This is a genomic window from Enterobacter sp. BIDMC93, assembly GCF_001037805.1.
GTDB lineage: Bacteria > Pseudomonadota > Gammaproteobacteria > Enterobacterales > Enterobacteriaceae > Enterobacter > Enterobacter hormaechei_C.
Map to the genome: position 1 here is coordinate 3,958,491 of NZ_KQ089962.1, position 25,801 is coordinate 3,984,291.

At 55.6% G+C, this 25,801-nt stretch carries 25 protein-coding genes; 12 read left to right on the forward strand and 13 right to left on the reverse strand.

The window, feature by feature from the left end; all coding sequences use genetic code 11:
• Positions 1-29 precede the first annotated feature (29 nt).
• Positions 30-581, reverse strand: coding sequence for an adenine phosphoribosyltransferase (apt, locus tag SK58_RS18560; protein ID WP_000127359.1), 552 nt, complete (start codon positions 579-581; stop codon positions 30-32).
• 151 nt (positions 582-732) lie between these two features.
• Positions 733-1,110, reverse strand: coding sequence for a DUF454 family protein (locus SK58_RS18565; RefSeq protein ID WP_015571246.1), 378 nt, complete (start codon positions 1,108-1,110; stop codon positions 733-735).
• 50 nt (positions 1,111-1,160) lie between these two features.
• Here SK58_RS18565 and priC point away from each other — a divergent pair, with 50 nt between their 5' ends.
• Together priC and rsmS are read left to right on the forward strand one after the other, a co-directional pair.
• Entirely contained in the window at positions 1,161-1,688 is a 528-nt protein-coding gene (priC, locus tag SK58_RS18570; RefSeq protein ID WP_017383213.1) for a primosomal replication protein N'', read from the forward strand.
• Positions 1,689-1,700: 12 nt separating this feature from the next.
• The gene (gene rsmS, locus SK58_RS18575) at positions 1,701-1,877 is read left to right on the forward strand and encodes a pleiotropic regulatory protein RsmS (protein WP_017694394.1); all 177 of its coding nucleotides are present in this window, start codon (positions 1,701-1,703) and stop codon (positions 1,875-1,877) included.
• Position 1,878: 1 nt separating this feature from the next.
• On the opposite strand, the gene mscK is transcribed toward rsmS, so the two are convergent.
• Both mscK and acrR read right to left on the reverse strand, forming a co-directional pair.
• On the reverse strand, positions 1,879-5,226 hold the full coding sequence (gene mscK / locus SK58_RS18580) for a mechanosensitive channel MscK (RefSeq protein WP_048220303.1): 3,348 nt from the start codon (positions 5,224-5,226) through the stop codon (positions 1,879-1,881).
• Positions 5,227-5,339: 113 nt separating this feature from the next.
• Positions 5,340-5,993, reverse strand: coding sequence for a multidrug efflux transporter transcriptional repressor AcrR (gene acrR / locus SK58_RS18585; RefSeq protein ID WP_015571247.1), 654 nt, complete (start codon positions 5,991-5,993; stop codon positions 5,340-5,342).
• A gap of 141 nt (positions 5,994-6,134) precedes the next feature.
• Here acrR and acrA point away from each other — a divergent pair, with 141 nt between their 5' ends.
• The 6 genes from acrA (at position 6,135) to SK58_RS18615 (ending at position 12,972) form a co-directional block, all read left to right on the forward strand.
• Positions 6,135-7,328, forward strand: coding sequence for a multidrug efflux RND transporter periplasmic adaptor subunit AcrA (gene acrA, locus SK58_RS18590; RefSeq protein ID WP_017694395.1), 1,194 nt, complete (start codon positions 6,135-6,137; stop codon positions 7,326-7,328).
• 22 nt (positions 7,329-7,350) lie between these two features.
• Positions 7,351-10,497 (forward strand): multidrug efflux RND transporter permease subunit AcrB, encoded by a 3,147-nt coding sequence (gene acrB / locus SK58_RS18595; protein ID WP_015571248.1) that lies wholly within the window; start codon positions 7,351-7,353, stop codon positions 10,495-10,497.
• A 510-nt stretch (positions 10,498-11,007) separates the two neighbouring features.
• The gene (gene tomB, locus SK58_RS18600) at positions 11,008-11,382 is read left to right on the forward strand and encodes an Hha toxicity modulator TomB (protein WP_006809850.1); all 375 of its coding nucleotides are present in this window, start codon (positions 11,008-11,010) and stop codon (positions 11,380-11,382) included.
• Positions 11,383-11,409: 27 nt separating this feature from the next.
• Complete coding sequence (locus SK58_RS18605) at positions 11,410-11,628, forward strand: HHA domain-containing protein (protein WP_015571250.1); 219 nt, start codon at positions 11,410-11,412, stop codon at positions 11,626-11,628.
• A gap of 208 nt (positions 11,629-11,836) precedes the next feature.
• Complete coding sequence (gene maa, locus SK58_RS18610; RefSeq protein ID WP_015571251.1) at positions 11,837-12,388, forward strand: maltose O-acetyltransferase; 552 nt, start codon at positions 11,837-11,839, stop codon at positions 12,386-12,388.
• A 116-nt stretch (positions 12,389-12,504) separates the two neighbouring features.
• Positions 12,505-12,972 carry a YlaC family protein gene (locus SK58_RS18615; RefSeq protein WP_023296041.1) on the forward strand — a complete coding sequence of 156 codons (468 nt, stop codon included), beginning with the start codon at positions 12,505-12,507 and terminating at the stop codon, positions 12,970-12,972.
• Here SK58_RS18615 and SK58_RS18620 read toward each other — a convergent pair.
• Positions 12,944-14,404 carry a MocR-like pyridoxine biosynthesis transcription factor PdxR gene (locus SK58_RS18620; RefSeq protein WP_048220304.1) on the reverse strand — a complete coding sequence of 487 codons (1,461 nt, stop codon included), beginning with the start codon at positions 14,402-14,404 and terminating at the stop codon, positions 12,944-12,946. The two genes, SK58_RS18615 and SK58_RS18620, sit on opposite strands and share 29 nt — an antisense overlap.
• A 101-nt stretch (positions 14,405-14,505) precedes the next feature.
• Here SK58_RS18620 and SK58_RS18625 point away from each other — a divergent pair, with 101 nt between their 5' ends.
• A complete protein-coding gene (locus SK58_RS18625; protein WP_045344589.1) occupies positions 14,506-15,216 on the forward strand; it encodes a GNAT family N-acetyltransferase in 711 nt (236 codons plus the stop codon).
• Here the strand turns inward: SK58_RS18625 and ykgO are convergent.
• On the reverse strand, positions 15,213-15,353 hold the full coding sequence (ykgO, locus tag SK58_RS18630) for a type B 50S ribosomal protein L36 (protein WP_003859006.1): 141 nt from the start codon (positions 15,351-15,353) through the stop codon (positions 15,213-15,215). The two genes, SK58_RS18625 and ykgO, sit on opposite strands and share 4 nt — an antisense overlap.
• Before the next feature lie 2 nt (positions 15,354-15,355).
• The gene (locus tag SK58_RS18635) at positions 15,356-15,616 is read right to left on the reverse strand and encodes a type B 50S ribosomal protein L31 (RefSeq protein WP_015571255.1); all 261 of its coding nucleotides are present in this window, start codon (positions 15,614-15,616) and stop codon (positions 15,356-15,358) included.
• Positions 15,617-15,833: 217 nt separating this feature from the next.
• On the opposite strand from SK58_RS18635, the gene SK58_RS18640 reads away from it, so the two are divergent.
• Positions 15,834-17,402, forward strand: coding sequence for an EAL domain-containing protein (locus SK58_RS18640; RefSeq protein ID WP_048220305.1), 1,569 nt, complete (start codon positions 15,834-15,836; stop codon positions 17,400-17,402).
• Here the strand turns inward: SK58_RS18640 and SK58_RS18645 are convergent.
• On the reverse strand, positions 17,395-17,667 hold the full coding sequence (locus tag SK58_RS18645) for a metal-sensing transcriptional repressor (RefSeq protein WP_015571258.1): 273 nt from the start codon (positions 17,665-17,667) through the stop codon (positions 17,395-17,397). The two genes, SK58_RS18640 and SK58_RS18645, sit on opposite strands and share 8 nt — an antisense overlap.
• A gap of 134 nt (positions 17,668-17,801) precedes the next feature.
• On the opposite strand from SK58_RS18645, the gene SK58_RS18650 reads away from it, so the two are divergent.
• On the forward strand, positions 17,802-18,617 hold the full coding sequence (locus SK58_RS18650; RefSeq protein ID WP_048220306.1) for a nickel/cobalt efflux protein RcnA: 816 nt from the start codon (positions 17,802-17,804) through the stop codon (positions 18,615-18,617).
• A gap of 35 nt (positions 18,618-18,652) precedes the next feature.
• Here the strand turns inward: SK58_RS18650 and SK58_RS18655 are convergent, their stop codons facing one another.
• From SK58_RS18655 to SK58_RS18665, 3 genes are all read right to left on the reverse strand, one after another.
• Positions 18,653-21,742 (reverse strand): beta-galactosidase, encoded by a 3,090-nt coding sequence (locus tag SK58_RS18655; protein ID WP_048220307.1) that lies wholly within the window; start codon positions 21,740-21,742, stop codon positions 18,653-18,655.
• A 103-nt stretch (positions 21,743-21,845) separates the two neighbouring features.
• Complete coding sequence (locus SK58_RS18660; protein WP_015571260.1) at positions 21,846-22,916, reverse strand: LacI family DNA-binding transcriptional regulator; 1,071 nt, start codon at positions 22,914-22,916, stop codon at positions 21,846-21,848.
• A 77-nt stretch (positions 22,917-22,993) separates the two neighbouring features.
• Positions 22,994-23,605, reverse strand: coding sequence for a membrane protein YczE (locus tag SK58_RS18665; protein WP_048220308.1), 612 nt, complete (start codon positions 23,603-23,605; stop codon positions 22,994-22,996).
• Between the two features lie 84 nt (positions 23,606-23,689).
• On the opposite strand from SK58_RS18665, the gene SK58_RS18670 reads away from it, so the two are divergent.
• A complete protein-coding gene (locus SK58_RS18670; RefSeq protein WP_048220309.1) occupies positions 23,690-25,111 on the forward strand; it encodes a MocR-like transcription factor YczR in 1,422 nt (473 codons plus the stop codon).
• Between the two features lie 70 nt (positions 25,112-25,181).
• Here SK58_RS18670 and SK58_RS18675 read toward each other — a convergent pair whose 3' ends face one another.
• The gene (locus SK58_RS18675; protein ID WP_015571263.1) at positions 25,182-25,397 is read right to left on the reverse strand and encodes a hypothetical protein; all 216 of its coding nucleotides are present in this window, start codon (positions 25,395-25,397) and stop codon (positions 25,182-25,184) included.
• Positions 25,394-25,645, reverse strand: coding sequence for a hypothetical protein (locus SK58_RS18680; RefSeq protein ID WP_006809862.1), 252 nt, complete (start codon positions 25,643-25,645; stop codon positions 25,394-25,396). Before SK58_RS18680 ends, SK58_RS18675 begins: the two co-directional genes overlap by 4 nt.
• Between the last annotated feature and the right edge of the window lie 156 nt (positions 25,646-25,801).

The following is a 25,801-nucleotide window of genomic DNA, read 5'->3' on the forward strand; positions in this document are numbered from 1 at the left end:
CCCATTGAGCGAGGTTGTGAGATACGGGATTAATGTCCCGGGAATGGCACCAGGCTGTAGCTGGTAATACCCTGTTTTTCCAGGCGCTGCTCGCCGCCGAGATCGAACAGGTTGATGATGAATGCCGCGTCGGTCACTTCCCCGCCCAGACGACGGATCAGCTTCACGGTCGCTTCGATGGTGCCGCCGGTTGCCAGCAGATCGTCCACCACCAGCACCTTGTCGCCTGGCTTGATGGCATCAACGTGAATTTCCAGCTGATCGGTGCCGTATTCCAGCTCATAGCTCTCAGCAATGGTTTCACGCGGCAGTTTGCGCGGTTTACGCACCGGCACAAAACCCACGCCCATCGCCAGCGCAACCGGTGCGCCAAACAGGAAGCCACGGGCTTCAGTACCTACTACTTTGGTGATCCCGGCGTTTTTATAACGCTCAACCAGCAGTTCAATGCTGAGGGCGTACGCTTTCGGGTCTTCCAGCAAGCTGGTGACATCGCGGAAAAGAATGCCAGGTTTTGGATAGTCCTGGATACTTTTGATGCTATTTTTCAGATATTCAAGCTGCTGTGCAGTTGCGGTCATCGGTTTGTGCCTAAATGAAACAGTGTTACTCACGGCGCGCGACGAGTCGGTCAAAGTAACAGTTGTTTAACCTTTGACCAGGCGCACCTGTGCTCGAAAACGGTCGAATTTACTGGCTGTGCGCCATAATTGCAACCGCCATGATGAGGCTTCAGTGCTTTTGTTGCTTTTCATCAACCACGGGGATCCGCCACATAAAGATCAGCAGGCAAACCAGGATCGCCAGCAGCAGAATGCGCACCCACATCATTTTCACCAGCCATAACGAGACGGCGAAGGTGATCAGGATGAAGGCAATGGCGCGCGGCTTAGCCCCGGGCGGCATGGCCCGGTGTTTTTGCCAGTGCCGCAGGTAGCCGCCAAACCACGAGCGGTACAGAAGCCAGTGGTGAAAACGCGGCGACGAGCGGGCGAAGCACCAGGCGGCCAACAGGATAAACGGGGTGGTCGGCAGCAAGGGTAAAACCACACCCAGCGTGCCCAGCACTACCGCGAGCCAGCCAATGATGATTAAAATAGTACGCTGCATAATGCGAATCGTTATCAAACTGAACGGCTACTTTACCACTGGAGAGCGCCTTGAAAACAGCACTGCTTCTTGAGAGGCTGCAAAATCAGCTGATCGCGCTGCGGGCGCAGGCCACGCCGTTGATGGGCCACGCCACGCTGAAACCGCGCTTTGACCGACAGCTCTTCCGCACCCGCAGCACCGTCATTGAGGATTATCTTGCTGAAGCGCAGACCAATCTCGACGAGCTTCGTCACGCGGTTGAGAGTGAACAGCAGGAACAGGTCGCGTGGCTTGCGGAGCATCTTACCGAGCAGATCACCGCCCTGCACCGGGAAATCGCCGCCTGGCCGTTACGGGCGTGGGACAGCGCCTCGCCGGGGCTCGGTAAATGGCAGCGCAAGCGGCTGGAGAACCAGGAGTTTGAGCGCCGTCTGTTTGAGATGAAGCGCGAGCGCGAAGCCCGCCTGAACACCAGCGAAACGCTGGAAGAGCAGCAGTTATTAATGCGTGAAATCAGCGCGCTGGAAGGCCGCATCGTCCGCTGCCGTCAGGCGCTGGATGAGATTGAACGCGTCATTGAACGCCTGACCCGTTAACAGGAGCCACTGATGTCACTGGAAAATGCCCCCGACGAGGTCAAGCTGGCCGTCGATTTAATTATGCTGCTGGAAAATCACGAGATCCCGGCGGAGACGGTGCTGAAAGCGCTGGAGATTGTGCGACGAGATTTTGAGGGGAAACTTCCCCCTCACCCTACCCTCTCCCCAGAGGGGAGAGGGAAATAGATTAGGCGGGAGTAGGGTCGTCCCCCTTAATCTCGCGCTTCACTTCCGTATGCTCATCGCCTTTCTCGTTGCGCAGATGAACCTCAAGCTGGTTAAAGGCGATATTAATATCGTTTTCACGACACAGACGGTCAATGGTGCGGTTCAGCTCATCGACGGTGTAGCTGCGATCGCGCAGTTCGCGTACGTACAGGCGCAGCTCATGATCCAAAGTGCTCGGCCCGAAGGTGGTGAAGAATACCACTGGCGCAGGATCGTGCATCACTTTTGGATGGTCAGCTGCCGCCTTCAGCAGTACCTCTTTCACCTTGTCCAGATCCGAGCCATAGGCCACCCCGAGTCGGATCACCACGCGAGTGGTGGTATCCGAGAGCGACCAGTTGATCAGACGCTCGGTCACAAACGCTTTGTTCGGGATGATCACCTCTTTACGATCGAAGTCGGTAATGGTGGTCGCACGAATGCGGATCTTGCTGACGGTCCCGGAGAAAGTACCGATGGTGACGGTATCGCCGATACGCACCGGACGTTCGAACAGGATAATCAGGCCAGAGACAAAGTTACCGAAGATCTCCTGCAAGCCGAAGCCCAGACCCACCGACAACGCCGCCGCCAGCCACTGGAGTTTATCCCACGAGACGCCCAGCGAGCCGAATACCGTCATCGCCCCGACAATAATAATGACATAGTTCAGGATGGTGGTAATGGCGTACGACGCCCCCTGACGCAGGTTCAGCCTTGAGAGCACCAGCACTTCCAGCAGACCCGGCAGGTTGCGGATCAACGCCCAGGCAACCACTGACGACACCAGCGCAAAGAGCAGGCTGCCCATGGTGACGCTTTTCATTACCGCAGCGCCCGCTTCGGTACCGTTGTATTGCCAGAGCGTGATACTGTCGAGGTAGGCGAAGACGGTAATTAAATCAGACCAGATGGCCCAGAACATCACCGCAAACAGGGCGATCATCACCAGCATGGTAATACGCATCGTTTGCTGGTTAACCTGCTCCAGAGCAATGGTCGGCTCTTCCTGCGGCTCTGCCCCTTCAGCCCCCTCTTTCACCTGATGCTGCCGACGGGCAACAGCACGACGATAAGCAATGCGGCGCGCCGCCACGCTCAAACCACGCAGCACGGTCTGGAACAGCAGGTTCCATACAATCACCAGATAAACCGTTTCGATCCAGCGGCCGGAAAGACGCAGCGTGGTATAGAAGTAACCCGTCGCCGTCAGCACCATCAGCGCCAGAGGAATGATCGCCAGTACCGTTACGGTAGCCAGACGAAGATTGTGGGACTCTTTATCCCGCCAGCTGTCGCGGCACATTGGCCACATCAGAACGGCAATCAGCAGCAGGTTCAGCATAATCACCAGTTGCCCCAGCACGTCATCCATCAGGTGCAGTGGGGAAAGCTCCGCCACAACTGACCAGAAGTGCAGCGGCAGCAGCGCGAGGCTGATGCGCACAATCTGGCGACGCCAGTGGCTGGTGAGTTTTTCCGGCATGTTGAAGTGGCGGACGGCGACGCCATCTTTTTCCAGCACTTTCCAGCACAGACCAAACACCAGCCAGAACAGCGCCAGCTTCTTGCTGAACGCCCACAGCAGATCGCTGATATTCAGCTGCATGGTCAGCAGGATCAGGCCCACGGCGAGTATCAACAGGCAGACCGGCAGAGCACGGATCAGATCGATCAGGATCGCTTTCGGGGTGTGCAGCTGGCTGTCGTTACGCAGTTGCCCCACTTCCGAGGCCAGCTTCGCCTGGTACTGTTTCAGCCATTTCAAACGCCAGCGTATGACGCCAGCGATGAGCAGCAAAGGCAGCCCCGTCAGGAAGGCAATCATCACCGCAGGCCAGGCTTTCTCCCAGTTCACGGTAATTTTCATGCTTTTGATCTGGGATTTCAGCGTTTCCGGGAAAGATTTAAACCAGTCCCAGTCCATGGGTTTATTGCTGTTCACCCAGAAAATCTGCTGGGTCAGGATCTCCTGGAGGCTTTTAGAAACGCTCACCAGCTGCTGCTGGTTGATTTGCAGGTTAATCGCCATCATCAGCTGGTTGCCCAGCTGCTTGTTAAGCTGATCGAGCAATTCGCGGCGCATGTCCACCACCTGCAACAGCGCGTCGTGAACTTCAGCGTTCACTTCACCTGAATGGCCCTCTTCCACTTTGGCAACGAAGGTATCGCTCTGGAATAGCGCATCGCGCTGCTGGTTAACGTCAAACTGTTCAAGACGCAAATCCGCAATGCGGTTGGTCATGTCTTCCAGCTCGTCGGCGGACGGCAGCGTCTGCTGTTGCTGGTAGAGAATGCGCGACAGCAGCAGGCTGCCCTTCAGGACGGCAATCTGCTCCTTGACGTTGCGCTCGGCCTGCAAAGCGCGATCCAGCCAGTTTTTGACCTTAATATTCTGCTGCACCAGCGCGCTGCCGTTTTCAGTCGCCTGAATCAGACGCTCGCTCAGCTGGTGGTTAATCTCCAGCTCCTGCTTCACCAGCGGGTTGGCCTGAATACGGGCCGTCTCGTCTGGCGAAACCGCTTCTTGCGCCGTTTTTTCAGTCAGCGTCAGGCGCTTGCTGTTCACCGCTTCCTGCAACAGCTGAAGCTGATGCTCAAGCCGGTTGATATTCGCGGTCACGTAGTCACGCTGTTTTTGCAGCGCATCCTGTAGCACCGTGTTGCCTTCCAGACTCTTACGCTGCTGTTCAATCTCCGCGTTTAGCAGCGTCTGCTGGATGTTCAGCAGCGTTTGCTGGGTGGGACGAAGCGCCCCTTCCCCCACGGTGATGCCATTCAGACGGTTACGTATCTGCTGTAGCTGTTGCGACGCCGAGTACATAGCGTTCTGCACGCGCTCAGGCTGGGTTTGCAGCGAAACCAGCTGGCTGTTGTAGGTTGAGAGATCGGACTGCGCCGTTTGCAGATCGTCCAGCAGCTGCGCCACGCGCGACTCAAGCTGGCGCAACGACAGCGTGGCAAGCGTTTTTCGGGTTTCATCGTCGTTATCGACGTCGCTGAGCGCACTCAGCGCCTCCGTTGCCTTACGCATGTTCTCCGGCGCCTGAGCGACCTTCTGCCGTAGCTGGGCCGTTTCGGCTTTGATGCGATCGATCTTGTCCAGCGTTTCCAGGGTTTCCGTTAGATCCTGCTGAACGAGCTTTTCCTGGGCGGAGAGATCTTTTTGCTTATTCAGGGTGTCGAGTTGCGACTGAACATCAGCACGCGTGGGAATGTCACTGCCGTTGTCTGCACGGGCCCATGAAAGCGGCGCGGCTGCAAAGTAAAACAGCAGGATCAAAAACAGGGCCAGAACAGGATGTTGCGAGCGATTGATGTGCAGCATAGTTGTGAATGTGATGTGAGAAATGACCGGAAATAGTCGGGCATGAAGGATATCACGCCCGGCTGAAGCAGAATAGTACGACGGAAAGGGTCTACGATTTTTCCCATGCCCGATCAGGCAGAGCGCGGGCTAAGTTTACTTTGAAGGGTCGGACAGAGCTGGCACATCTCAAGAAAAATTTCGACGTAGCTGCGCGCCTCTGATCTGAGATCGAACGACTCCGGAGCAAAAAGCCAGTTTTCCATCAGGCCGGAAATATAGCTGCGCATCAGGATCGCCGCCCGGCGGGTGAGTAATGTGGCAGGAAGCATTTTGGCCTGCATGCACTCCGTGAGGACCTGTTCGATGCGATCGTAGCTTTCCAGACACAGGTCGCGCTGCGCCTGTTGAACCACCGCCATTTCACCAACGAACTCACATTTATGGAAGATGATTTCCATCATCAGACGACGACGCTCTTCAACAACCGTCGCTTCAAGGATATATACTAGAATTTCTCTTAACACTGAGAGTGGATCGTGAGGGAATTTTGCCCGATACTCACTCTCAAGATCGCTAATGCTGGACTCTGAAAGCTCCCAGATTTCACCAAACAGATCGGACTTGTCTTTGAAATGCCAGTAAATCGCTCCCCGCGTGACGCCCGCGGCCTGAGCAATCTGTGCCAGCGAGGTTGCCGAAACACCCTGCTGTGAGAACAAACGCATTGCCACATCCAGAATGTGTTGTCGGGTTTCCAGCGCTTGTTGTTTGGTTTTTCGTGCCATACGTTGATGAATTTACAGGAGTCAGATTTACATACATTTATGAATGTATGTACCATAGCATGACGATAATATAAACGCAGCAATGGGTTTTTAGACTCAGGACCCTTGATCAATTTGAAATCGGACACTCGAGGTTTACATATGAACAAAAACAGAGGGTTAACGCCTCTGGCGGTCGTTCTGATGCTCTCAGGCAGCTTAGCGCTTACAGGATGTGACGACAAACAGGCTCAACAAGGAGCTCAGCAGGTGCCAGAAGTTGGCGTCGTGACGCTCAAATCCGAACCTCTCCAGATGACAACAGAACTACCGGGCCGCACCAGCGCCTACCGCATTGCGGAAGTGCGTCCGCAGGTGAGCGGTATCATCCTGAAACGTAACTTCACCGAAGGCGGTGATGTCAAGGCAGGCGAGTCTCTGTATCAGATTGATCCAGCAACCTATCAGGCGTCTTATGAGAGCGCTAAGGGCGATCTGGCTAAAGCCGAAGCGGCAGCCAAAATCTCGCAGCTGACGTTGAATCGTTACAAGAAACTGCTCGGCACGCAGTACATCAGCCAACAGGATTACGATTCTGCCCTGGCCGATGCACAGCAAGCCAACGCAGCCGTTGTGGCGGCGAAAGCGGCGGTAGAAACCGCGCGTATTAACCTGGCCTACACCAAAGTGACCTCCCCTATCAGCGGTCGCATTGGTAAATCAGCCGTCACCGAAGGTGCGCTGGTGCAGAACGGTCAAACCAACGCGCTGGCCACCGTGCAGCAGCTCGACCCGATCTACGTTGACGTCACCCAGTCCAGCAACGATTTCCTGCGTCTCAAACAGGAGCTGGCTAACGGCACCCTGAAACAGGAAAATGGTAAAGCCAAAGTGGAACTGGTTACCAACGACGGTATCAAGTTCTCACAGACTGGCACACTGGAATTTTCTGATGTGACCGTCGATCAGACCACCGGCTCTATCACCATCCGGGCCATTTTCCCCAATCCGGATAAAACCCTGCTGCCCGGTATGTTCGTACGCGCCCGTCTTGAGGAAGGGACTAACCCAAGCGCCATTCTGGTTCCTCAGCAAGGTGTGACCCGTACGCCACGCGGCGATGCGAGCGCACTGGTTGTGGGTGCCGATAACAAAGTCGAAACACGCAATATCACTGCAACGCAGGCGATTGGCGACAAGTGGCTGGTAACGGAAGGTCTGAAAGATGGCGATCGCGTAATTATTACTGGTTTGCAAAAAGTTCGTCCTGGTGCGCAGGTCAAAGCTCAGGAAGTGAAATCTGACGACAAACAACAAGCGTCGGCCGCTGGCCAGTCAGAACAAACCAAGTCTTAACTTAAACAGGAGCCGTTAAGACATGCCTAATTTCTTTATCGATCGCCCCATATTTGCGTGGGTGATCGCCATAATCATCATGCTGGCCGGGGGACTTGCGATCCTGAAGCTGCCTGTCGCGCAATATCCAACGATTGCGCCGCCGGCAGTGACGATCTCCGCAACCTATCCGGGCGCTGATGCCAAAACGGTGCAGGATACCGTTACGCAGGTTATCGAACAGAACATGAACGGTATCGATAACCTGATGTACATGTCCTCAAACAGTGACTCAACCGGTACGGTTCAGATCACCCTGACCTTTGAATCCGGTACGGATGCGGACATTGCACAGGTTCAGGTGCAGAACAAATTGCAGCTGGCGATGCCTCTGCTGCCGCAGGAAGTACAACAGCAGGGCGTGAGCGTCGAGAAATCGTCCAGTAGCTTCCTGATGGTTGTCGGCGTGATCAACACCAACGGCACCATGACGCAGGAGGATATTTCCGACTACGTGGGCGCCAACATGAAGGACGCCATCAGCCGTACGTCTGGTGTGGGTGACGTTCAGCTGTTCGGTTCCCAGTACGCGATGCGTATCTGGATGGATCCGAATAAACTGAACAACTTCCAGCTGACGCCGGTTGACGTGATCAGCGCAATTAAAGCGCAGAACGCCCAGGTTGCCGCCGGTCAGTTGGGTGGTACACCGCCGGTGAAAGGCCAGCAGCTTAACGCGTCGATCATCGCGCAAACGCGTCTGACCTCCGCCGATGAGTTCAGCAAAATTCTGCTGAAGGTGAATCAGGACGGTTCGCAGGTTCGCCTGCGTGACGTGGCGAAGGTTGAGCTGGGCGGTGAGAACTACGACATCATTGCGAAGTTCAACGGTAAACCGGCTTCCGGTCTGGGTATCAAACTGGCGACGGGCGCGAACGCCCTGGACACCGCGACGGCTATCCGTGCAGAACTGAAGAAGATGGAACCGTTCTTCCCGTCAGGTCTGAAAATCGTTTATCCGTATGACACCACGCCATTCGTTAAAATTTCGATTCACGAAGTGGTGAAAACCCTGGTTGAGGCGATCATTCTCGTCTTCCTGGTGATGTACTTGTTCCTGCAAAACTTCCGCGCAACGCTGATCCCAACCATCGCCGTGCCGGTTGTACTGCTCGGGACCTTCGCGGTGCTGGCGATATTTGGCTACTCGATAAACACCCTGACGATGTTCGGGATGGTGCTCGCCATCGGCCTGCTGGTGGATGACGCCATCGTGGTGGTCGAAAACGTCGAGCGTGTCATGGCGGAAGAAGGCCTGCCGCCGAAGGAAGCAACCCGTAAATCAATGGGCCAGATCCAGGGCGCGCTGGTCGGTATCGCGATGGTACTGTCTGCGGTATTTATCCCGATGGCCTTCTTTGGCGGCTCTACCGGTGCGATTTACCGTCAGTTCTCCATCACCATTGTTTCGGCGATGGCGCTGTCGGTACTGGTTGCACTGATCCTGACGCCAGCCCTGTGCGCGACGATGCTGAAGCCGATTCAGAAAGGCGGTCACGGCGAGCATAAGGGCTTCTTCGGCTGGTTCAACCGCATGTTTGATAAGAGTACGCACCACTACACCGACAGCGTGGGTAACATCCTGCGCAGCACCGGTCGTTACCTGCTGCTCTATATCATCATCGTGGTGGGGATGGCTTTCCTGTTCGTTCGTCTGCCAAGCTCGTTCCTGCCAGATGAAGACCAGGGCGTGTTCCTGAGTATGGCGCAGCTTCCGGCCGGTGCGACGCAAGAGCGTACGCAAAAGGTGCTGGATGAGATGACCGACTACTTCCTGACCAAAGAGAAAGACAACGTCGAATCCGTGTTTGCGGTTAACGGCTTTGGCTTCGCGGGTCGTGGTCAGAACACCGGTATCGCCTTCGTTTCTCTGAAAGACTGGTCTGAACGTCCGGGCGCAGAGAACAAGGTAGAAGCCATTACCGGCCGCGCGATGGGCACCTTCTCACAGATTAAAGATGCGATGGTCTTCGCCTTTAACCTGCCAGCGATTGTTGAACTGGGTACGGCGACCGGCTTCGACTTCCAGCTGATTGACCAGGGCGGTCTGGGCCACGAAAAACTGACTCAGGCGCGTAACCAGCTGTTTGGCGAGGTGGCAAAACACCCTGACCTGCTGGTGGGCGTACGTCCTAACGGTCTGGAAGATACGCCGCAGTACAAGATCGATATCGACCAGGAAAAAGCGCAGGCGCTGGGTGTTTCCATCAGCGACATTAATACCACGCTGGGTGCAGCCTGGGGTGGCAGCTACGTCAACGACTTCATCGACCGTGGTCGCGTGAAGAAAGTCTACGTGATGTCCGAAGCGCAATACCGTATGCTGCCGAACGATATCAACAACTGGTATGTTCGCGGCAGCGATGGCCAGATGGTGCCGTTCTCCGCCTTCTCAACCTCGCGCTGGGAATACGGTTCACCGCGTCTGGAGCGTTATAACGGCTTGCCATCGATGGAAATCCTCGGTCAGGCAGCCCCGGGCCGAAGCACCGGTGAAGCCATGAACCTGATGGAAGAACTGGCCAGCAAACTGCCTGCGGGTGTCGGCTACGACTGGACCGGCATGTCCTATCAGGAACGTCTGTCCGGTAACCAGGCCCCTGCCCTGTACGCCATTTCACTGATTGTGGTGTTCCTGTGTCTGGCGGCATTGTATGAGAGCTGGTCGATTCCATTCTCCGTTATGCTGGTGGTTCCGCTGGGGGTTATCGGTGCGCTGCTTGCCGCAACGTTCCGTGGGCTGACCAACGACGTTTACTTCCAGGTGGGCCTGCTGACAACCATTGGCTTGTCGGCGAAGAACGCGATACTAATCGTCGAATTCGCCAAAGATCTGATGGAGAAAGAAGGAAAAGGCCTGATTGAAGCAACGCTGGAAGCCGTTCGTATGCGTTTGCGTCCAATCCTGATGACGTCCCTGGCATTTATCCTCGGCGTTATGCCGCTGGTTATCAGCTCCGGCGCGGGCTCCGGCGCACAGAACGCAGTAGGTACCGGCGTAATGGGTGGGATGGTAACCGCGACCGTTCTTGCGATCTTCTTCGTACCGGTGTTCTTCGTGGTGGTTCGCCGCCGCTTCAGCCGTAAGAATGAAGACGTTGAGCACAATCATTCGGTAGAACATCACTGATACCGGTTTCACATGATAAAAAGGCCGCATTTGCGGCCTTTTTCTTTTTCAGAAAAAATCATAAAATAGACCTATTGCCTTTCTATTTATTTTCCTCCTTTTTAATAAGGCCTGGCATAATAGGCCGATAACTTACACCAGGAACTCAGCATTCTTTTATTATCATTTCGTGACGTAAATTATTCGGACTATTCCTAAGCAATGGAAAATATCTGAAGATATCTGGTTTCGGACTTCACATGAAACTTTGCGCTAACTCAATGAATTCTAAGGAACCGATAAAAATCGGCTTTTTTATTGATTAACGCGTTCGCTGCAAAAGGTAGATTTGCGTAAAGGCTCGAACAGTAACGATTTAATTGTAATTTTTCGTAATAGCGCGGTGAAATCTTGATCAGAGTGGCTTATAGTTAGAGTTATCAGGAACACAGCTCCCGTGTGGCTAAGCAAGTTGTATCCATCCCGACATGATGTTCGGTGAGTAAAAAATCACTCAGAAGGGGATGCGCTATGGACGAGTACTCGCCAAAAAGGCATGATATCGCGCAGTTGAAATTTCTCTGCGAATCCTTGTACCATGACTGCCTTGCCAATCTTGAAGAAAGTAACCATGGCTGGGTGAACGATCCAACGTCTGCTATCAATTTACAGCTTAACGAGCTGATCGAGCATATCGCCACCTTCGCACTTAATTATAAAATTAAGTACAATGAAGATAATAAGTTGATAGAGCAAATTGATGAATACCTGGACGACACCTTTATGTTGTTCAGCAGCTACGGCATTAACGCACAGGATTTGCAGAAATGGCGTAAATCAGGAAACCGTCTATTTCGCTGCTTCACTAATGTCAGCAGAGCTAATCCGGTTAGTCTTTCCTGTTAAAATTATTACAATTACTAAGGTGAATTTATGTCTGATAAACCATTAACAAAAGTCGATTATTTGATGCGCCTGCGACGCTGCCAGTCAATTGACACCCTTGAACGAGTTATTGAGAAAAATAAATACGAGCTGTCTGATAATGAACTGGCGGTATTTTATTCAGCTGCCGACCATCGTCTTGCTGAGCTGACCATGAATAAACTGTATGACAAGATCCCCTCTTCGGTGTGGAAATTTGTTCGTTAATCGTTGAAGAGAGACTGTAAAGGCATTACGCCCGTTGTTAAGCTGAATTTACCTTTCGAATTACGCTTCAAATGCAAACGCCAGGTTCCCGTATAAAACGTATTTATGCGCAAGAATGTTGTGACTCCCGTCACAGCCACTTTTAGGGAACGTTCCCTTTCTGGTTAATCCTCTTTACGCTGCGTAAAACGATTCCAGAGAGGTTCCCATGAGTGAAGAAAAACAGAAGATGATTGCAGGTGAATATTACCGCCCTGGCGATGACACGCTGAGGGCTGACCGTTTACGCGCGCGTCATCTTGTTCACCGCTATAACCATACCGCACCCGATGAGAAGGCCGAACGTCGCGCCTTATTAGCTGACCTGCTGGGTCAAAGCGAAGGTGCCTATATAGAGCCAAGCTTCCGCTGCGACTACGGGTATAACATCTATCTGGGCAACAATTTTTACGCTAACTTCGATTGCGTCATGCTGGACGTCTGCCCTGTCCGCATTGGCGATAACTGTATGCTGGCGCCGGGAGTGCACATTTATACGGCCACGCATCCTCTGGATGCGACCGAACGTAACAGCGGGCTGGAGTACGGTAAACCGGTTACCATTGGTGATAATGTCTGGATCGGCGGACGTGCGGTCATTAACCCGGGCGTCACCATTGGCGATAATGCGGTTATCGCTTCCGGCGCGGTAGTGACCAAAGACGTGCCGGCCAATGCGGTAGTGGGCGGGAATCCGGCGAAAATCATTAAAATGATCTAAGCGCATCCTGAGTAACTGTTATGCTTTTTCCTGGCATAACTGTTACTTTCATCGCATAAACCCCTCTCATAAAATAGGCAGATCACCTGTATTTTTAACAATCATAAAGGCAAAAAATGACAGAGATACAGCGCCTGCTTACCGCCACCATCGACGATCTCAATACCCGCGAAAAGCGCGACAATCGCCCGCGCTTTAGCATCAGCTTTATTCGCAAACACCCCGGATTGTTCGTCGCCATGTACGCCGCCTGGCTGGCAACGCTTATCGTCATGCTGAAGTCTGAAACACTGGTCGATTCCGTCTGGCTACTGGTTGTGCTGTTCGTGGTGTTTAACGCGTTTTTCTTTTTCGACGTCAATCCGCGTTACCGGTATGAAGATATCGACGTACTCGATTTCCGCGTGTGCTACAACGGGGAGTGGTACAACACGCGCTACGTGCCGAAGGAGCTGATCGACAATATCCTGCTCTCGCCGGCCGTCGAAGCCGGGCAAAAAGAGAAGTTGCAGAAAATGGTCATCACTAAGGGCCAGCTCTCTTTTTATGATGTCTTTACCCTTTCCCGCCCCACTGCTGTGTAATGAGCGCCTGAAGACGTCGGATACCCGGCGCAAACTGCGAAGCAGAGGTATTACCGTAACCTAAAACCAGACCGGTTTGCCCCTGCTTCGTCTCAAGGTAATACCCGCTCAGCGCAGCGGGTGCCAGCTGAAACGCTCTCGCCTGCTCCACCAGCCGCTGATCGTCGATACCGTCAATCGCCAGCGTCAGGTGCATTCCCCCTTCCCCGGCAAGAACACGGTGCGGCGTATGAAGCTCTGCGCTCAGCACCTCCCGCAGCTGGCGGTAACGCTTACGATAAAGGCGGCGCATGGCGGCAAGATGTCGTGCATAGTGGCCTTCCTCAATAAACAGCGCCAGGGTGCGCTGTTCAGCGCGATGCCCGCCGCGCAGCAGCGAGCCGATGGCCGGACGCGCCGCCTTCGCCAGCGCTGGCGGTAACACCATGAACCCCAACCGGAGCGATGGAAACAGCGTTTTGCTGAACGTCCCCAGATACACAACGGGCGCATTGTTGACCATTCCGAGCATCGCCGGGACGGGCTCACCGGTATAACGAAATTCGCTGTCGTAATCATCCTCAATGATCCACGCGCTGTGCTGCCGGGCCAGTTCCAGCAGCGCCAGACGCCGCCGCGCGCTGAGCACGCTTCCGCAAGGGAACTGATGCGATGGCGAGGTAAAAATCAGCGTGGGTGAAGGCGCAGACAGCCCTTCCCAGCACATCCCCTCGTCATCCACCGGTATGCCGGACATCGCCAGGCCGGTTTTGACGAAAGCGCTTTTGGCGCCGCTATAGCCGGGATTTTCCACCCAGGCAACATCCCCCGGCTCGCTTAACAGCATCGTGCACAGATTGACGCCCTCCAGCGCCCCTTCGGTTATCACAATCTGGCTGGCATCGCAGTCAATGCCGCGGGACAGCGCAAGATGGCGGGCAACGGCGGCCCGCAGCGTCGGCTCGCCGGCCGGGTCGCCATACCCTAACAGGGTGCTTCCCTCCTCGCGCAGAACACGATCGTACAACCGCCGCCACAGCGGTAAGGGGAAATAGTTGATGGCAGGCGTTCCCGGCGTAAACGCCATCACCGGGGTGTCGCGCAGCACAGGCGCGGGCAGCAGGGCGACACGTTTTGTCAGCCTGACGTCCGGGTCCGGTAATGTCCGGGTAATCGTCCGAGGAGCGAATTGCCCCACCCGCGTACCCTGGCGGCTACGCAGCAAATAACCTTCGAGCGTGAGCTGGTCCAGCGCCGCATTGACGGTGTTTCGGGACACCGAGATCTGTTGTGCCAGCGTTCGCGAGCCGGGCAAATGGCTGCCGGACCGGAGCCTTCCGCACAGTATGGCCTCCCGCAAAGCAAGATAGAGCGCACGCTGGAGCGTCTCTTCCCCACGTTTTTTCAGCGCAGCATGGAGCAAGGTGTAAAGCTCATCACCCGGTATATTCATCTTTCCTCCTCGTGGTACCAGAAAAACATAGCCTGGTGGTTCTTTTTAAGGAACCAGCAATTCATTAATCTGGAGATCTTTTCAATGTGACGGGAATAAAGATGAATACATTCAATGAGTTTGGACAACCTGTAGGTGAAAGCCTTTTCGACTGGCAGCCTCGCCCGCACCCGTCCCGGGTGATACTTCAGGGTCGCTATTGTCGGCTTGAGCCGCTGCGCGTGGAGCATGCCCCGGCGTTGTTCTCTGCGTATTCCCTGGCCGGAGATACCCGAAGCTGGACGTGGCTGCTGCGTGAACCCGATGCCACCGCAGAGGAGTTTGCCGAATGGGTGGCGAGCGTGAGCGAATTAGCCGATCCCATCCACTTTACCGTTATCGATAACCAGACCCAGTCTCCTGTCGGGACGCTGTCCCTGATGCGGATCGATCCTAAAAACGGCGTTGTGGAAGTGGGACATGTTCACTTCTCGTCACTGTTAAGTCGCACGCCCATGTCGACAGAAGCGCAGTATCTGCTGATGCGGTACGTGTTCGATACCCTGGGCTACCGGCGTTATGAATGGAAGTGCAACAGCCTGAACGAACCATCCCGCAAAGCGGCCCTGCGTCTGGGCTTCCAGTTTGAAGGGCGTTTTCGCCAGGCGCTGGTCATTAAAGGCCGAAACCGGGACACCGACTGGTTTTCAATTCTCGACAAAGAGTGGCCAGCGCTGGCGAGCGCGTTTGAAAGCTGGCTTGCCACCGACAATTTTACCGCCGATGGCAAACAGAAAAGATCCCTGGAAAGCTGGCGAGAGACGCGCGTTTAGCGTCTTTTTTTACGTCCCTGCACCGCCTTAAAGCGCGGGTTAGATTTGCAGATCACGTATAAGCGTCCCTTGCGTTTGACTATCTGGCAATCCGGGTGACGCTGTTTTGCACTGCGTAATGAGTTCAGCACCTGCATGATTAGCCTCGCTTCGCATCAAGAAAGCCACCAAAACGCTTGCGGAAGCGTGCCGCGCTGCCATCCGTCGAGAAGGTCTTCTGCTTCCCGGTATAAAACGGATGTGATTTAGAGGAGACATCAAGGGTAACGTAGGGATACGTTTTCCCCTCCAGCTCAATTTCACGGTCTGTCTTAATTGTTGAGCCGACTTTAAAGTATTCATTAGCCGTGGTGTCGTGAAACACAACGGTGCGATAGGTTGGATGGATATTCGGTTTCATCTCTGGCCTTCATGTATTGTTATAACATAACAAAATACTATCTGAGCTTTGCTGCAAAAACAACCCCTGTCACGCACAGCCTGTTTTTGAAAGGTTGATTCAGATACCTGCCTGAGACTGTCACATGCTATAACTATATCATTTAGCGATAAAAAACTTTTTCTTCTGGCGCGCAAACTCCAGGCCCAAGGTGGGCATATGGAAAGGATAAAGCAGCATGCGAACCCGACATCTGGTCAGCCTGGTAACAGGCATACTGATCTTCTCTGTGCTGGTCCCTGTGTGCCTCAGTATCTGGCTGGCGCATCGTCAGGCAGAGGATAAATTTGTGGACGCTCTGGACAGCTATGCCTCGCGCGTCCTGATCCGTACCGACAGAGTCGTTGCGCAGGCAAAACAGGCGCTCACGCATCTACAGACATTCCACGCCCCACCCTGCACTCCCCCGCATTTACGCGAAATGCGTCGGGTTGAATTCTCATGGCGCTATATTCAGGAAGTGATGTATATCGATAACCTGAAGCCGCTCTGCTCATCCCTTGAACAATCCAGTAATACGGCGATCTTACCGCCCCCGATGCGGATCACCGCAGACGGGTATAGCGCGTGGCTCACCTCGCAAAACGACCTCGGCATTCACCGCTATATGGCCGTTCTGGGGAAAGGACATTATCTGGTGATGGTTGATCCTGCCTCGCTTGTGGATGTTGTCCCGTTTGGTGAAATTTCGATGGATGCCGCCCTGGTGGGCAGTGAAACCCATCGGATATTTGCCAGAAGCAATATTGTCGACCCGTATATTCTTTCTGTCGTTAAGGAGCAGCAGGACGTTACGCGCGTACAATACAACGGCTCGATGTACGTGTTGAAACCTGTACCCGAACTGGGTTTTACGGTGATCGCGTGGGCGTCGTTAAAACCGCTGGCGGAATCGTGGCACCAGCAGCTGATCATCTGGCTACCGGCTGGCATCTTGCTAAGCCTGGCTGCTGCCCTTATTGTCATGCGCATCCTCCGCCGTTTGCTGTCACCGCGTAACCGCCTGATCGACGCAATCAACAACCGGGAGATCGAGGTTTACTATCAGCCCATCGTAGCGCTGTGCAGTGGAAAACTGGTGGGTGCTGAAGCGCTGATGCGCTGGCCGCAGCCAGATGGCAGTCACCTGTCGCCCAATCTCTTTGTGCCGCTGGCTGAGCAGACGGGGCTTATTTCAACGCTGACGCAGCTGGTGGTGAATAAGGTGTTTGAGGATTTAGGCGCCTGGCTGCATCATCACCCGGAACTGCACATTTCTGTCAACCTTGCGCCATCGGATTTAACGTCCCCCGAGCTGCCTCGCCAGCTGAGTCAGTTGCTCAACAAATGGGGCGTCCACCCGCGCCAGATCGCCCTTGAATTAACCGAGCGCGGCTTTGCCGATCCCGCCGTCAGCGTGCCTGCCATCGCTGCGTTTCGCCGCGCCGGACACGCTATCTACATTGATGATTTTGGCACGGGTTACTCCAGCCTGAGCTATTTGCAGGATCTGGATGTCGATACCCTGAAGATTGATAAATCCTTTGTGGATGCGCTGGAGTACAAGAACGTGACTCCCCACATCATCGAAATGGCCAAATCGCTTAAACTGGCGATGGTCGCAGAAGGCATTGAAACTGAAGGGCAGATCGAATGGTTGCATCGCCACGGCGTGCAGTACGGCCAGGGCTGGTATTTCAGCAAGGCGCTGCCTAAAGAGGATTTCATTCTCTGGGCCGGGCACAACCTGGAGAAGCACATTACTTAAGGTACGATTTGATCACCTGCATCACGACCCCGAGATCGGCCTCGCGCTGCGCTTCCTCTGGCTCTTTCACCACGTGATCGGTTAAATGCCCCTCAATCACTTGCATCATCATACCGTTTACCGCGCCCCTGATCGCCGCCAGCTGCTGTAACACCTCGGCGCATTCATGATCGCTGTTAAGCATTTTTTCCAGCGCAGCGCTTTGCCCCTGAATTTTTTTCAGGCGGGTCAATAACTTCTTTTTATCACGAACTGTGTGTGACATCGCTTAGCTCCTCTTTGGTGGCGTAAAAAGCATATCACGCTCTACTCCCCCTGGGTATTTTTCTACTGGGGGGTAGTATTATACTACTGGGGGGGAGTAGTATTCTCGGCATGTTTTCCACCCCGGAATGTTCAATGAACGATATTTCTTCTCTTCTACAGCAGGGTAACGCCTGGCTGTTTGTCCCCAGCGCCATCCTGCTTGGCGCGCTCCATGGCCTTGAGCCAGGCCATTCAAAAACAATGATGGCGGCTTTCATTGTGGCGATCCGCGGTACGCTGAAACAGGCTGTGTTGCTTGGGTTGTCCGCAACGCTGTCTCATACGGCGGTCGTCTGGATCATTGCGATGGCGGGATTATGGTTTGGTCGGGGATGGGATGCAGATACTTCTGAGCCCTGGTTTCAGTTGATTTCCGGGGTTCTGATCGTGTTGATCGCCCTGTGGATGGCGTGGCGAACCTGGCATGAGAGCCAGCCGCATCACCACCATGATGATCATCATCACCATCATGATCATCACGACCACGCGCATCATCACGACCACACGTCTCCTCTGGTTGAAGAGGAGTGGCAGGATGCCCACCAGCGCGCACACGCCCAGGACATTAACCGACGCTTCAACGGTAAAGAGGTCACCACCGGGCAAATCGCGCTATTCGGCCTGACCGGTGGGCTTATCCCCTGTCCGGCCTCCATTACGGTGCTGCTGATCTGCCTGCAACTGAAACATTTCGCGCTCGGCGCCACGCTGGTGTTCAGTTTCAGTATCGGACTGGCGCTCACTCTCGTCGCCTCTGGCGCAATTGCCGCATTAAGCATGAAACATGCGGCGAAGCGCTGGCCCGGCTTTAGCGCCTTTTCGCGCAAGGCGCCGTGGATCTCAGCGGCACTGATCGCGGTAGTCGGGATTTATATGAGCATTCACGGCGCAAGCGGGATCCTGAGATAAGCATTGCGGCCACGGCAGTGGCCGCACGTGTCGGCTCAGCCGTTCTGCTGCCAGCTAAACGTGTAGCGCAGCCGGCGGTTTTGCAGAATGAAGGCCGGGGCTACGCTCGGGCTCCATGAGTCGTCCCCCCCTACGCCCATGTGAAACGCATCAAGATTCAACCAGCAGCCAGCCTCTTCCCGCAGCAAATGCTGATGCGTTGTCTCATGCAGCTGCCGCTGGCTATAACGGCTCAGGGAGAAATGGAACTGTCCCTGCAACTGATGGGAGCCAAACGTCAGCTCGCGGGTGTCGCAGCGCAAACCGTTCTCCGTCGGGAAGATATACGGCGTCTGCATCTCTTCCAGCGGTAACGCCCAACGCCCCTGCTGCGCCGCCAGTTTTCTGTCCGGATAGTTCTCCAGCGGGCCTAGCCCCAGCCAGCGCACCGTTTCCGGGATATCCGCCAGCATAACGCTCAGGCCCACGCGAGCGGGCTCAGGAATGTCAGACGCCACCGTCACCTGCACATCACCGTGCAGCACCCCGTGGTCATCAATCCGCCAGAGCTTGCAGCTGATAAACAGCGCTTTACCCTGATGCTCCCACACGTGCTGCGTGGTCACCACCACCTCACGGGCATGCTGCTCCGCTTCACACTGGAGGAGGCGCGCGGACATCCCATACATCCCTGCCGCTTTCCAGCGTTCCACCCACGCGTTCGGATCGATGCGGGTCGCCTCGCTGACGCCAATGTCATTGTCCAGCGGCGCGCGGGTGAAGTTATCCGTTAGCGGGTAACGGAGCGTTTCAGCACCCTCGTTCCACCACTGGGTCAGGTTTCCGGTGAGACGGCTAAACTGCCAGCGCTGCTGCTGATGAGTAATGTCCAGCGCCTCGTCCTGCACCGTTAGCTGCGGAGGGGTTCCGCCTGCTTTCGGGGGCGCAAGGTACAGCGGAGCCGGGAGCGGCCACTGATCCCAGGCACAACGGTGGCCGGGCGGCGACCACGGCGTGGCCTGCGGCTGAACGATTTCCACGCTGAGCCAGACCTCGCCCGGCTCAGCGTCAAGCTCAGGCAGCGGGATCTCAACACGCTGCGTCCCCTGGGGCGCAACAGAAAGGGGGGTTTCGCCGGTAGCCAACACCGCACCGTCACGCGCCACCGACCATCGCAGATGCTCGTTGTCAGTATGACGGAACAGATAATCGCTCTGGATCTCGACGACCAGCGGAGCGGTGCTCACCAGCGTAAAGGTAAAGAACTGCTGGGCACGCTGCGCCTCATAAAGGGCGGGATGCGGAGTGCGATCGGGAAACACCAGCCCGTTGAGGCAGAACTGACGGTCGTTGGGCTTATCGCCAAAATCGCCGCCGTAGGCCCAGAATGCCGTGCCGTCTTCCGCTTTTTTCGTCAGCGCCTGATCGACCCAGTCCCAGACAAAGCCGCCCTGCAAACGGGGATGGCTGCGGAATGCCTGCCAGTAGCTGGCAAAGCCGCCAAAGCTGTTGCCCATCGCGTGGGCATACTCGCAGAGGATCAGCGGACGGGTTTCGTCCGGCATGCCGATCCACTTTTTAATCGACCACTTTGGCACCGCCGGGAACGGCTGATCCTGATCGACGCGGGCATACATCGGGCAGACAATATCGGTAGCGGCTGTACTGGCGCCGCCGCCTTCGTACTGCACCGGCCGCGTGGGATCGGCGGTTTTCAGCCAGCGGTACAGCGCATCGTGATTCGCCCCATGCCCGGACTCATTCCCCAGGGACCAGATGATGATGGACGGATGATTCCGGTCCCGCTGCACCATACGCGTTACGCGTTCGCTCATGGCAGGCAGCCAGCGCGGATCGTCCGCCAGGCGGCTCATCGGCACCATGCCGTGGGTTTCAATATTCGCCTCATCGACCACGTACAGGCCGTAGCGATCGCAAAGCGTGTACCACAGAGGATGGTTCGGATAATGCGAGCAGCGCACGGCGTTGAAGTTATGCTGCTTCATCAGTTCGATGTCGCGGCGCATGGTCGCCTCATCCATCACCTGCCCCTTCTCAGGATGATGTTCGTGACGGTTCACGCCGCGGATCAGCAGCGGTTTGCCGTTAAGCTTCAGCAGGCCGTTGCTGATTTCGACGCGTCTGAAACCGACATCGCAGGCTTCAGTTTCCAGCACGTTACCCTGCGCATCCCGAAGCGACATTGTCAGCCGATAGCATTCCGGTGTTTCAGCGCTCCACAGCGCGGGAGCGTTCACGGGTATCGCCACCGTAAGCCGTTCAGCCCAACTGCCGCGTTCGTCCACGATGGCCGATCCGGGCTGCTGCGTGGTTTGCGCGCAGGCTTCGCCATTACGCCACAGGGTAAACGCCACCTCGCATTCGGCGTAGCGTGAGCCTTCCAGCGCAACGTCAACCCGGAGTATCGCCCGATCGCATTCGGCATTCAGATCGGTCACGATCTGATAATCGGCAATTCGCGTTTCCGGCTTGTGCAGCAGCGAGACGTCGCGGAAAATGCCGCTCATCCGCCACATGTCCTGATCTTCCAGGTAGCTTCCGTCGCACCAGCGTAACACCATCACCGCCAGACGGTTCTGCCCCGGTCGCAGCACCGCGCTGAGATCGAACTCCGCAGGCAGACGGCTGTCCTGCGAATAACCCACCCACTGGCCGTTACACCACAGATGAAAAGCTGAATTCACCCCGTCAAAAATAATGCGGGTTTGCCCGCTGCACAGCCAGGCGTCATCCATATCAAATGTGAGCGAGTAACAACCGGTTGGGTTTTCAGCCGGAACATACGGCGGGTTCACATTTATCGGATAGGTGACGTTGGTATAGATGGGAGTATCAAATCCCTCCATCTGCCAGTTCGACGGCACGGGCATCTCAACGGCGTCAGCCAGATCGTCCGTTAACCATGTCTCGGGAACCTGCTCTGGCGCCGGGAAAAAGCTGAATCGCCAGACGCCATTAAGCAGACGCTTGCTCAGCGAAGGCTTATCCTCGCGGGCGAAGGTATCATCGCGCCAGCTATGAAAAGGCGCGTGTGCGGCCAGACGATTCCACTGCGTCACGCCCGGGTTTTCCCAGTCACGACGCGCCAGAAGTGCGCTGAGGGTCAGCGGTAATGTAGAAGACATATCAACCTCTTTGCGAAGCGCTCACAATTTCAGCCAACATGCCCTGGTAAACGGTGGCGGTAAAGACTTTGATCGTCACCAGGCGAGCACGATCACAAAAGTGCTAGCTGCGCGCCAGTTTCTCCGCCAGCAGCGCCAGCGTTCTGAGCTGTTGCGCCAGATCTTCACGATCGGCCTGCTGTGCGGCGCGCGGCGCGGTGGAATGACGTACTATCAACGTAACGGGAAGTTGTTCCTGCCAGCATTCGTCGTGATGGTCAGGTGCCATCAGCCACTCCACGCTGCGCTCACCGGCCTCGCGGAACGCCTGCCGAACGGTGGTGAGCGGAGGTGAAAACCACGCGCTGTCAGCCGTATCATCAAACCCGACAACCGAGATCTGCCCCGGTACCGCAACGCCTTTTTCCGCACAGGCGCGTAAAACGCCAAGCGCCATCTGATCGTTAGCGACGAGGATCGCCTCCGGCAGCTGCGCGCCCGCCAGGAGCTGATGCCCTTTCTCATAGCCCGAGGCCGCGCTCCAGTCGCCCTGCGCCACCGCAAACGCCTCCACGCCGGCCCGGGCCAGCGTGGTTTTCCATCCCGCCAGACGAGCCCGGGCAGAGACAGAACTTTCCGGCCCGGCGAGCAGCGCAATTCGCTGGTGCCCCAGCGAAAGCAGATGCTCTGCCCCCAGGCCAGCGCCCTGTTCGGCATTGAAAACAAGGCTGTTAACCCGAGCTGTGGGGGAAACATCGAGAAAAAGAACCGGGGTCGGCGAGGCCATTTCCTGAAGCATTTCTGCCTGTGCATCTTCCAGCGGAACGTTCACCAGCAGCGCCTCCACACGCTGCGCCAGTAATTCCTGCAAAGCAGCCTGACACTGCGCGGGTTGCTCCACCATGGAGATGAGTACGCTAGCCCCCTGCTCCACTGCCCGGGATTTTACAGCTGAGGCGATTTGCGACGGCGCATGCAGCGCCAGATCGCTGGTCATCAGCCCCAGCGTGCGGGTACGTTTCCCGGCCAGCTGCTGCGCGCCACGGTTAGGCACATAGTGTAGCGCCGCCATGGCCTGCCGGACCTTTTCCCGCGTACGGGCAGAAACGTGTTCTGCGTCGTTAATCACCCGGGAAACGGTCTGATAGGAAACGCCCGCCACGCGGGCAACGTCATAAAGAGTGATCGCTTTCATACATTCTGGCGTCGTAAAAAGAGAAGTCTCTATTCTGACACAGTTACGCCATCATAGCCTGTGAGCGCTTCGCAAAATTAAACAATCCGCTCCGGCTGCGCGGCTTTCTGAATGCGCGGCCTCTGGCGAAACCACGGCAAACAGAGCTGGATCAGCGGGCCGATGGTTAATGCATACAGTACGGTTCCAACGCCAAACGCTCCCCCGAGGAAGTAGCCGACGATCAACACGGTCACCTCGATCGCGGTACGCACGCTGCGGATCGACCAGCCCAGCCGGGCATGTATGCCGGTCATCAGACCGTCGCGCGGGCCTGCGCCAAAACCCGCGCCGATATACATCCCGGTGGCAAGGGCGTTAACCACAATGCCGGAAACCAGCAGGGTGATGCGCACGGGCAGCGAGGTGAGCTCAGGGATCAGCGCCATTGACGCATCGGTCGCCAGACCAATACAAATCACATTACTGATAGTACCCAGTCCCGGCAGCTGACGCAGCGGGATCCACAGCAGCAGCACCGCGGCCCCGGTTAAAATAATCACCGTGCCGATACTCATCCCGGTCTGGATGGCGACGCCAAGGTGAAAGACATCCCACGGGTCGACACCCAGATCCGAACGAATAAACATCGCGGTTGAAAGCCCGTACAGGCCTAAACCGACATAAAGTTGTACCAGACGACGTACCATTTTTTCTTCTCCGAAGAACCAGGTTCCATCTTCGGTGAAAATGGCACTATGATTAATGTCCAGTTTTCAAATAGTGGACTGCATATGTCATCACGTCGTTTTGGAAGCCAGTCTCTGGTACGCCTGTTAGGGCACTGGCAGCAAGCCTCTTCCCGCACCCCGCTGTGGCGCCAGCTGGCTGACGCGTTACGCCTGTTAATTCTGGATGGCAGGCTGGCGTTAAACACGCGCCTGCCCGGAGAGCGGGAACTGGCCGCCGCTCTGAGCGTAAGCCGCACCACCATCAGCAGCGCGCTGGCGCATCTGCGGGAAGAGGGTTATCTGGAGAGCCGTCACGGCAGCGGTTCGCGGGCGATCCTGCCAGACAGCCGCGCCGTGCCCACGCTTTCCACTGTCAGCGCGGCGCTGGATCTCTCAACCGCCGCGCTCAACGCGGGGCCAGAGATCCACCAGGCCTACGCCCACGCGCTGACGGCCATCACGCCGAATCTGGCGCTGACCGGGTACGATCAGCTTGGGCTTCCGGCGCTGCGTGAAGCTATCGCCGCCCGCTACACCGCACGGGGTCTGCCCACCCGGGCAGACGAAGTGATGGTGGTGAACGGCGCCGTCAGCGGCTTCGCCCTGATCTTAAGAATGATGACCGGTCCCGGGGATCGCGTGGTGGTGGATCATCCCACTTACCCGCTGGCGATAGCCGCCATTCAGGGGGCGCTATGCCGGCCCGTGGGCGTCTCGCTGCCTGAAACGGGCTGGGATACTGACGGTTTTGCCGCAACGCTCGCCCAGACCGCCCCGCGTCTGGCCTATCTGATGCCGGATTTTCATAATCCGACCGGGCGTTGCATGGATGCCGCGACGCGCCAGACCATAACCGACATCGCCGCGCAAACCCGCACCACGCTGGTGGTGGATGAAACCATGGTTGATCTCTGGTTCGATGCTCCCCCGCCGCCACCGCTGGCCGCCTTTAACCCGGATGCCACGGTGATGACGCTGGGTTCCGCAGGTAAAAGCTTCTGGGGTGGGCTGCGTCTCGGCTGGATCCGCGCCTCGTCACGCACTATCGCCACCCTCGCGCAGACGCGCGACACGCTGGATCTGGGCTCTCCGGTGCTGGAACAGCTGGCCACGCTGTGGCTTATCGAAAACAGTGAAACCTTCCTGCCTGCCCGGCGGCAAATGCTGGCAGAACGGCGCGACCGCTGCGGCCAGATGCTGCGGGAACATTTCCCCGAATGGCGGTTTCAGGAAGCGGAGGGAGGGCTTTCATACTGGATTGAATTACCCGGCATGCTGGCGACGCAGCTGGCGGCACGCGCCGAAACGACAGGCATCATTATGGGCACCGGCACGCGCTTTGGGCTTTCAGGCGCGTTTGACCGCTACCTGCGAATGCCCTTCTCACTCAGTCCGCCAGAACTTGAAGAGGCATTATTGCGGATCAAACCGCTGTGGCGTGCGTTAAATAAAAGTGTAGCGCCAGTAAAACGGAGCCTGGTGTAAATTATTCGCCAGAAACAATAAAAACTGCTGACTGTAACGCATGCAGTCAGCAGTTTTCATGAAGAACAGCTTAATGTTGAGGAGGAATCGGGAAGCCTTTCAGCGAAATAATGAAATTATCCCCTTCTTTCTTTATTTTTGCACCGGTATCACACCAGTCAGACGCAATACGAAAGAACTCATCACTTCCTACATTCCAGCCAAGACGAACATGTTTCACGTAGCCGGAACGTAACAGATTGCAGGCCTCGTTGTAGTCACTGGCAGTCGATAGTTGTTGTTTCATTTTCTCTTCTTCAGAAGTTTACGTAGTGCTTTGATTTCTTTAGGAGTAAATGGAGTTACGCTCTCTTCTTCCGTATGCTGATTATCAACATCCTCTTCCGATACTCCCGCCTCTTCTACTGCTTCAAATGCCAGCAGCAGCAGTTTCTCTGTGGTCACGCTTAAATTCTCATTATTGTCTTCCGCATAGTGGCGAAGTCTTTCTTTTAGCGCTTCATCAATTTTAACGTTTAAAACCGCAGTAACCATGATTGTCACATCCTTTCGGAACACGTGTTTAATTTAATACACGAAGATAAGTTTGTTATCCAGATATATATTTTTTAGCTTATAACAGAATAAAGGCATCGAAAAATAAAATGACAGTCTATTATTACAGGTTTATGACATTATTATTTCAGTTAA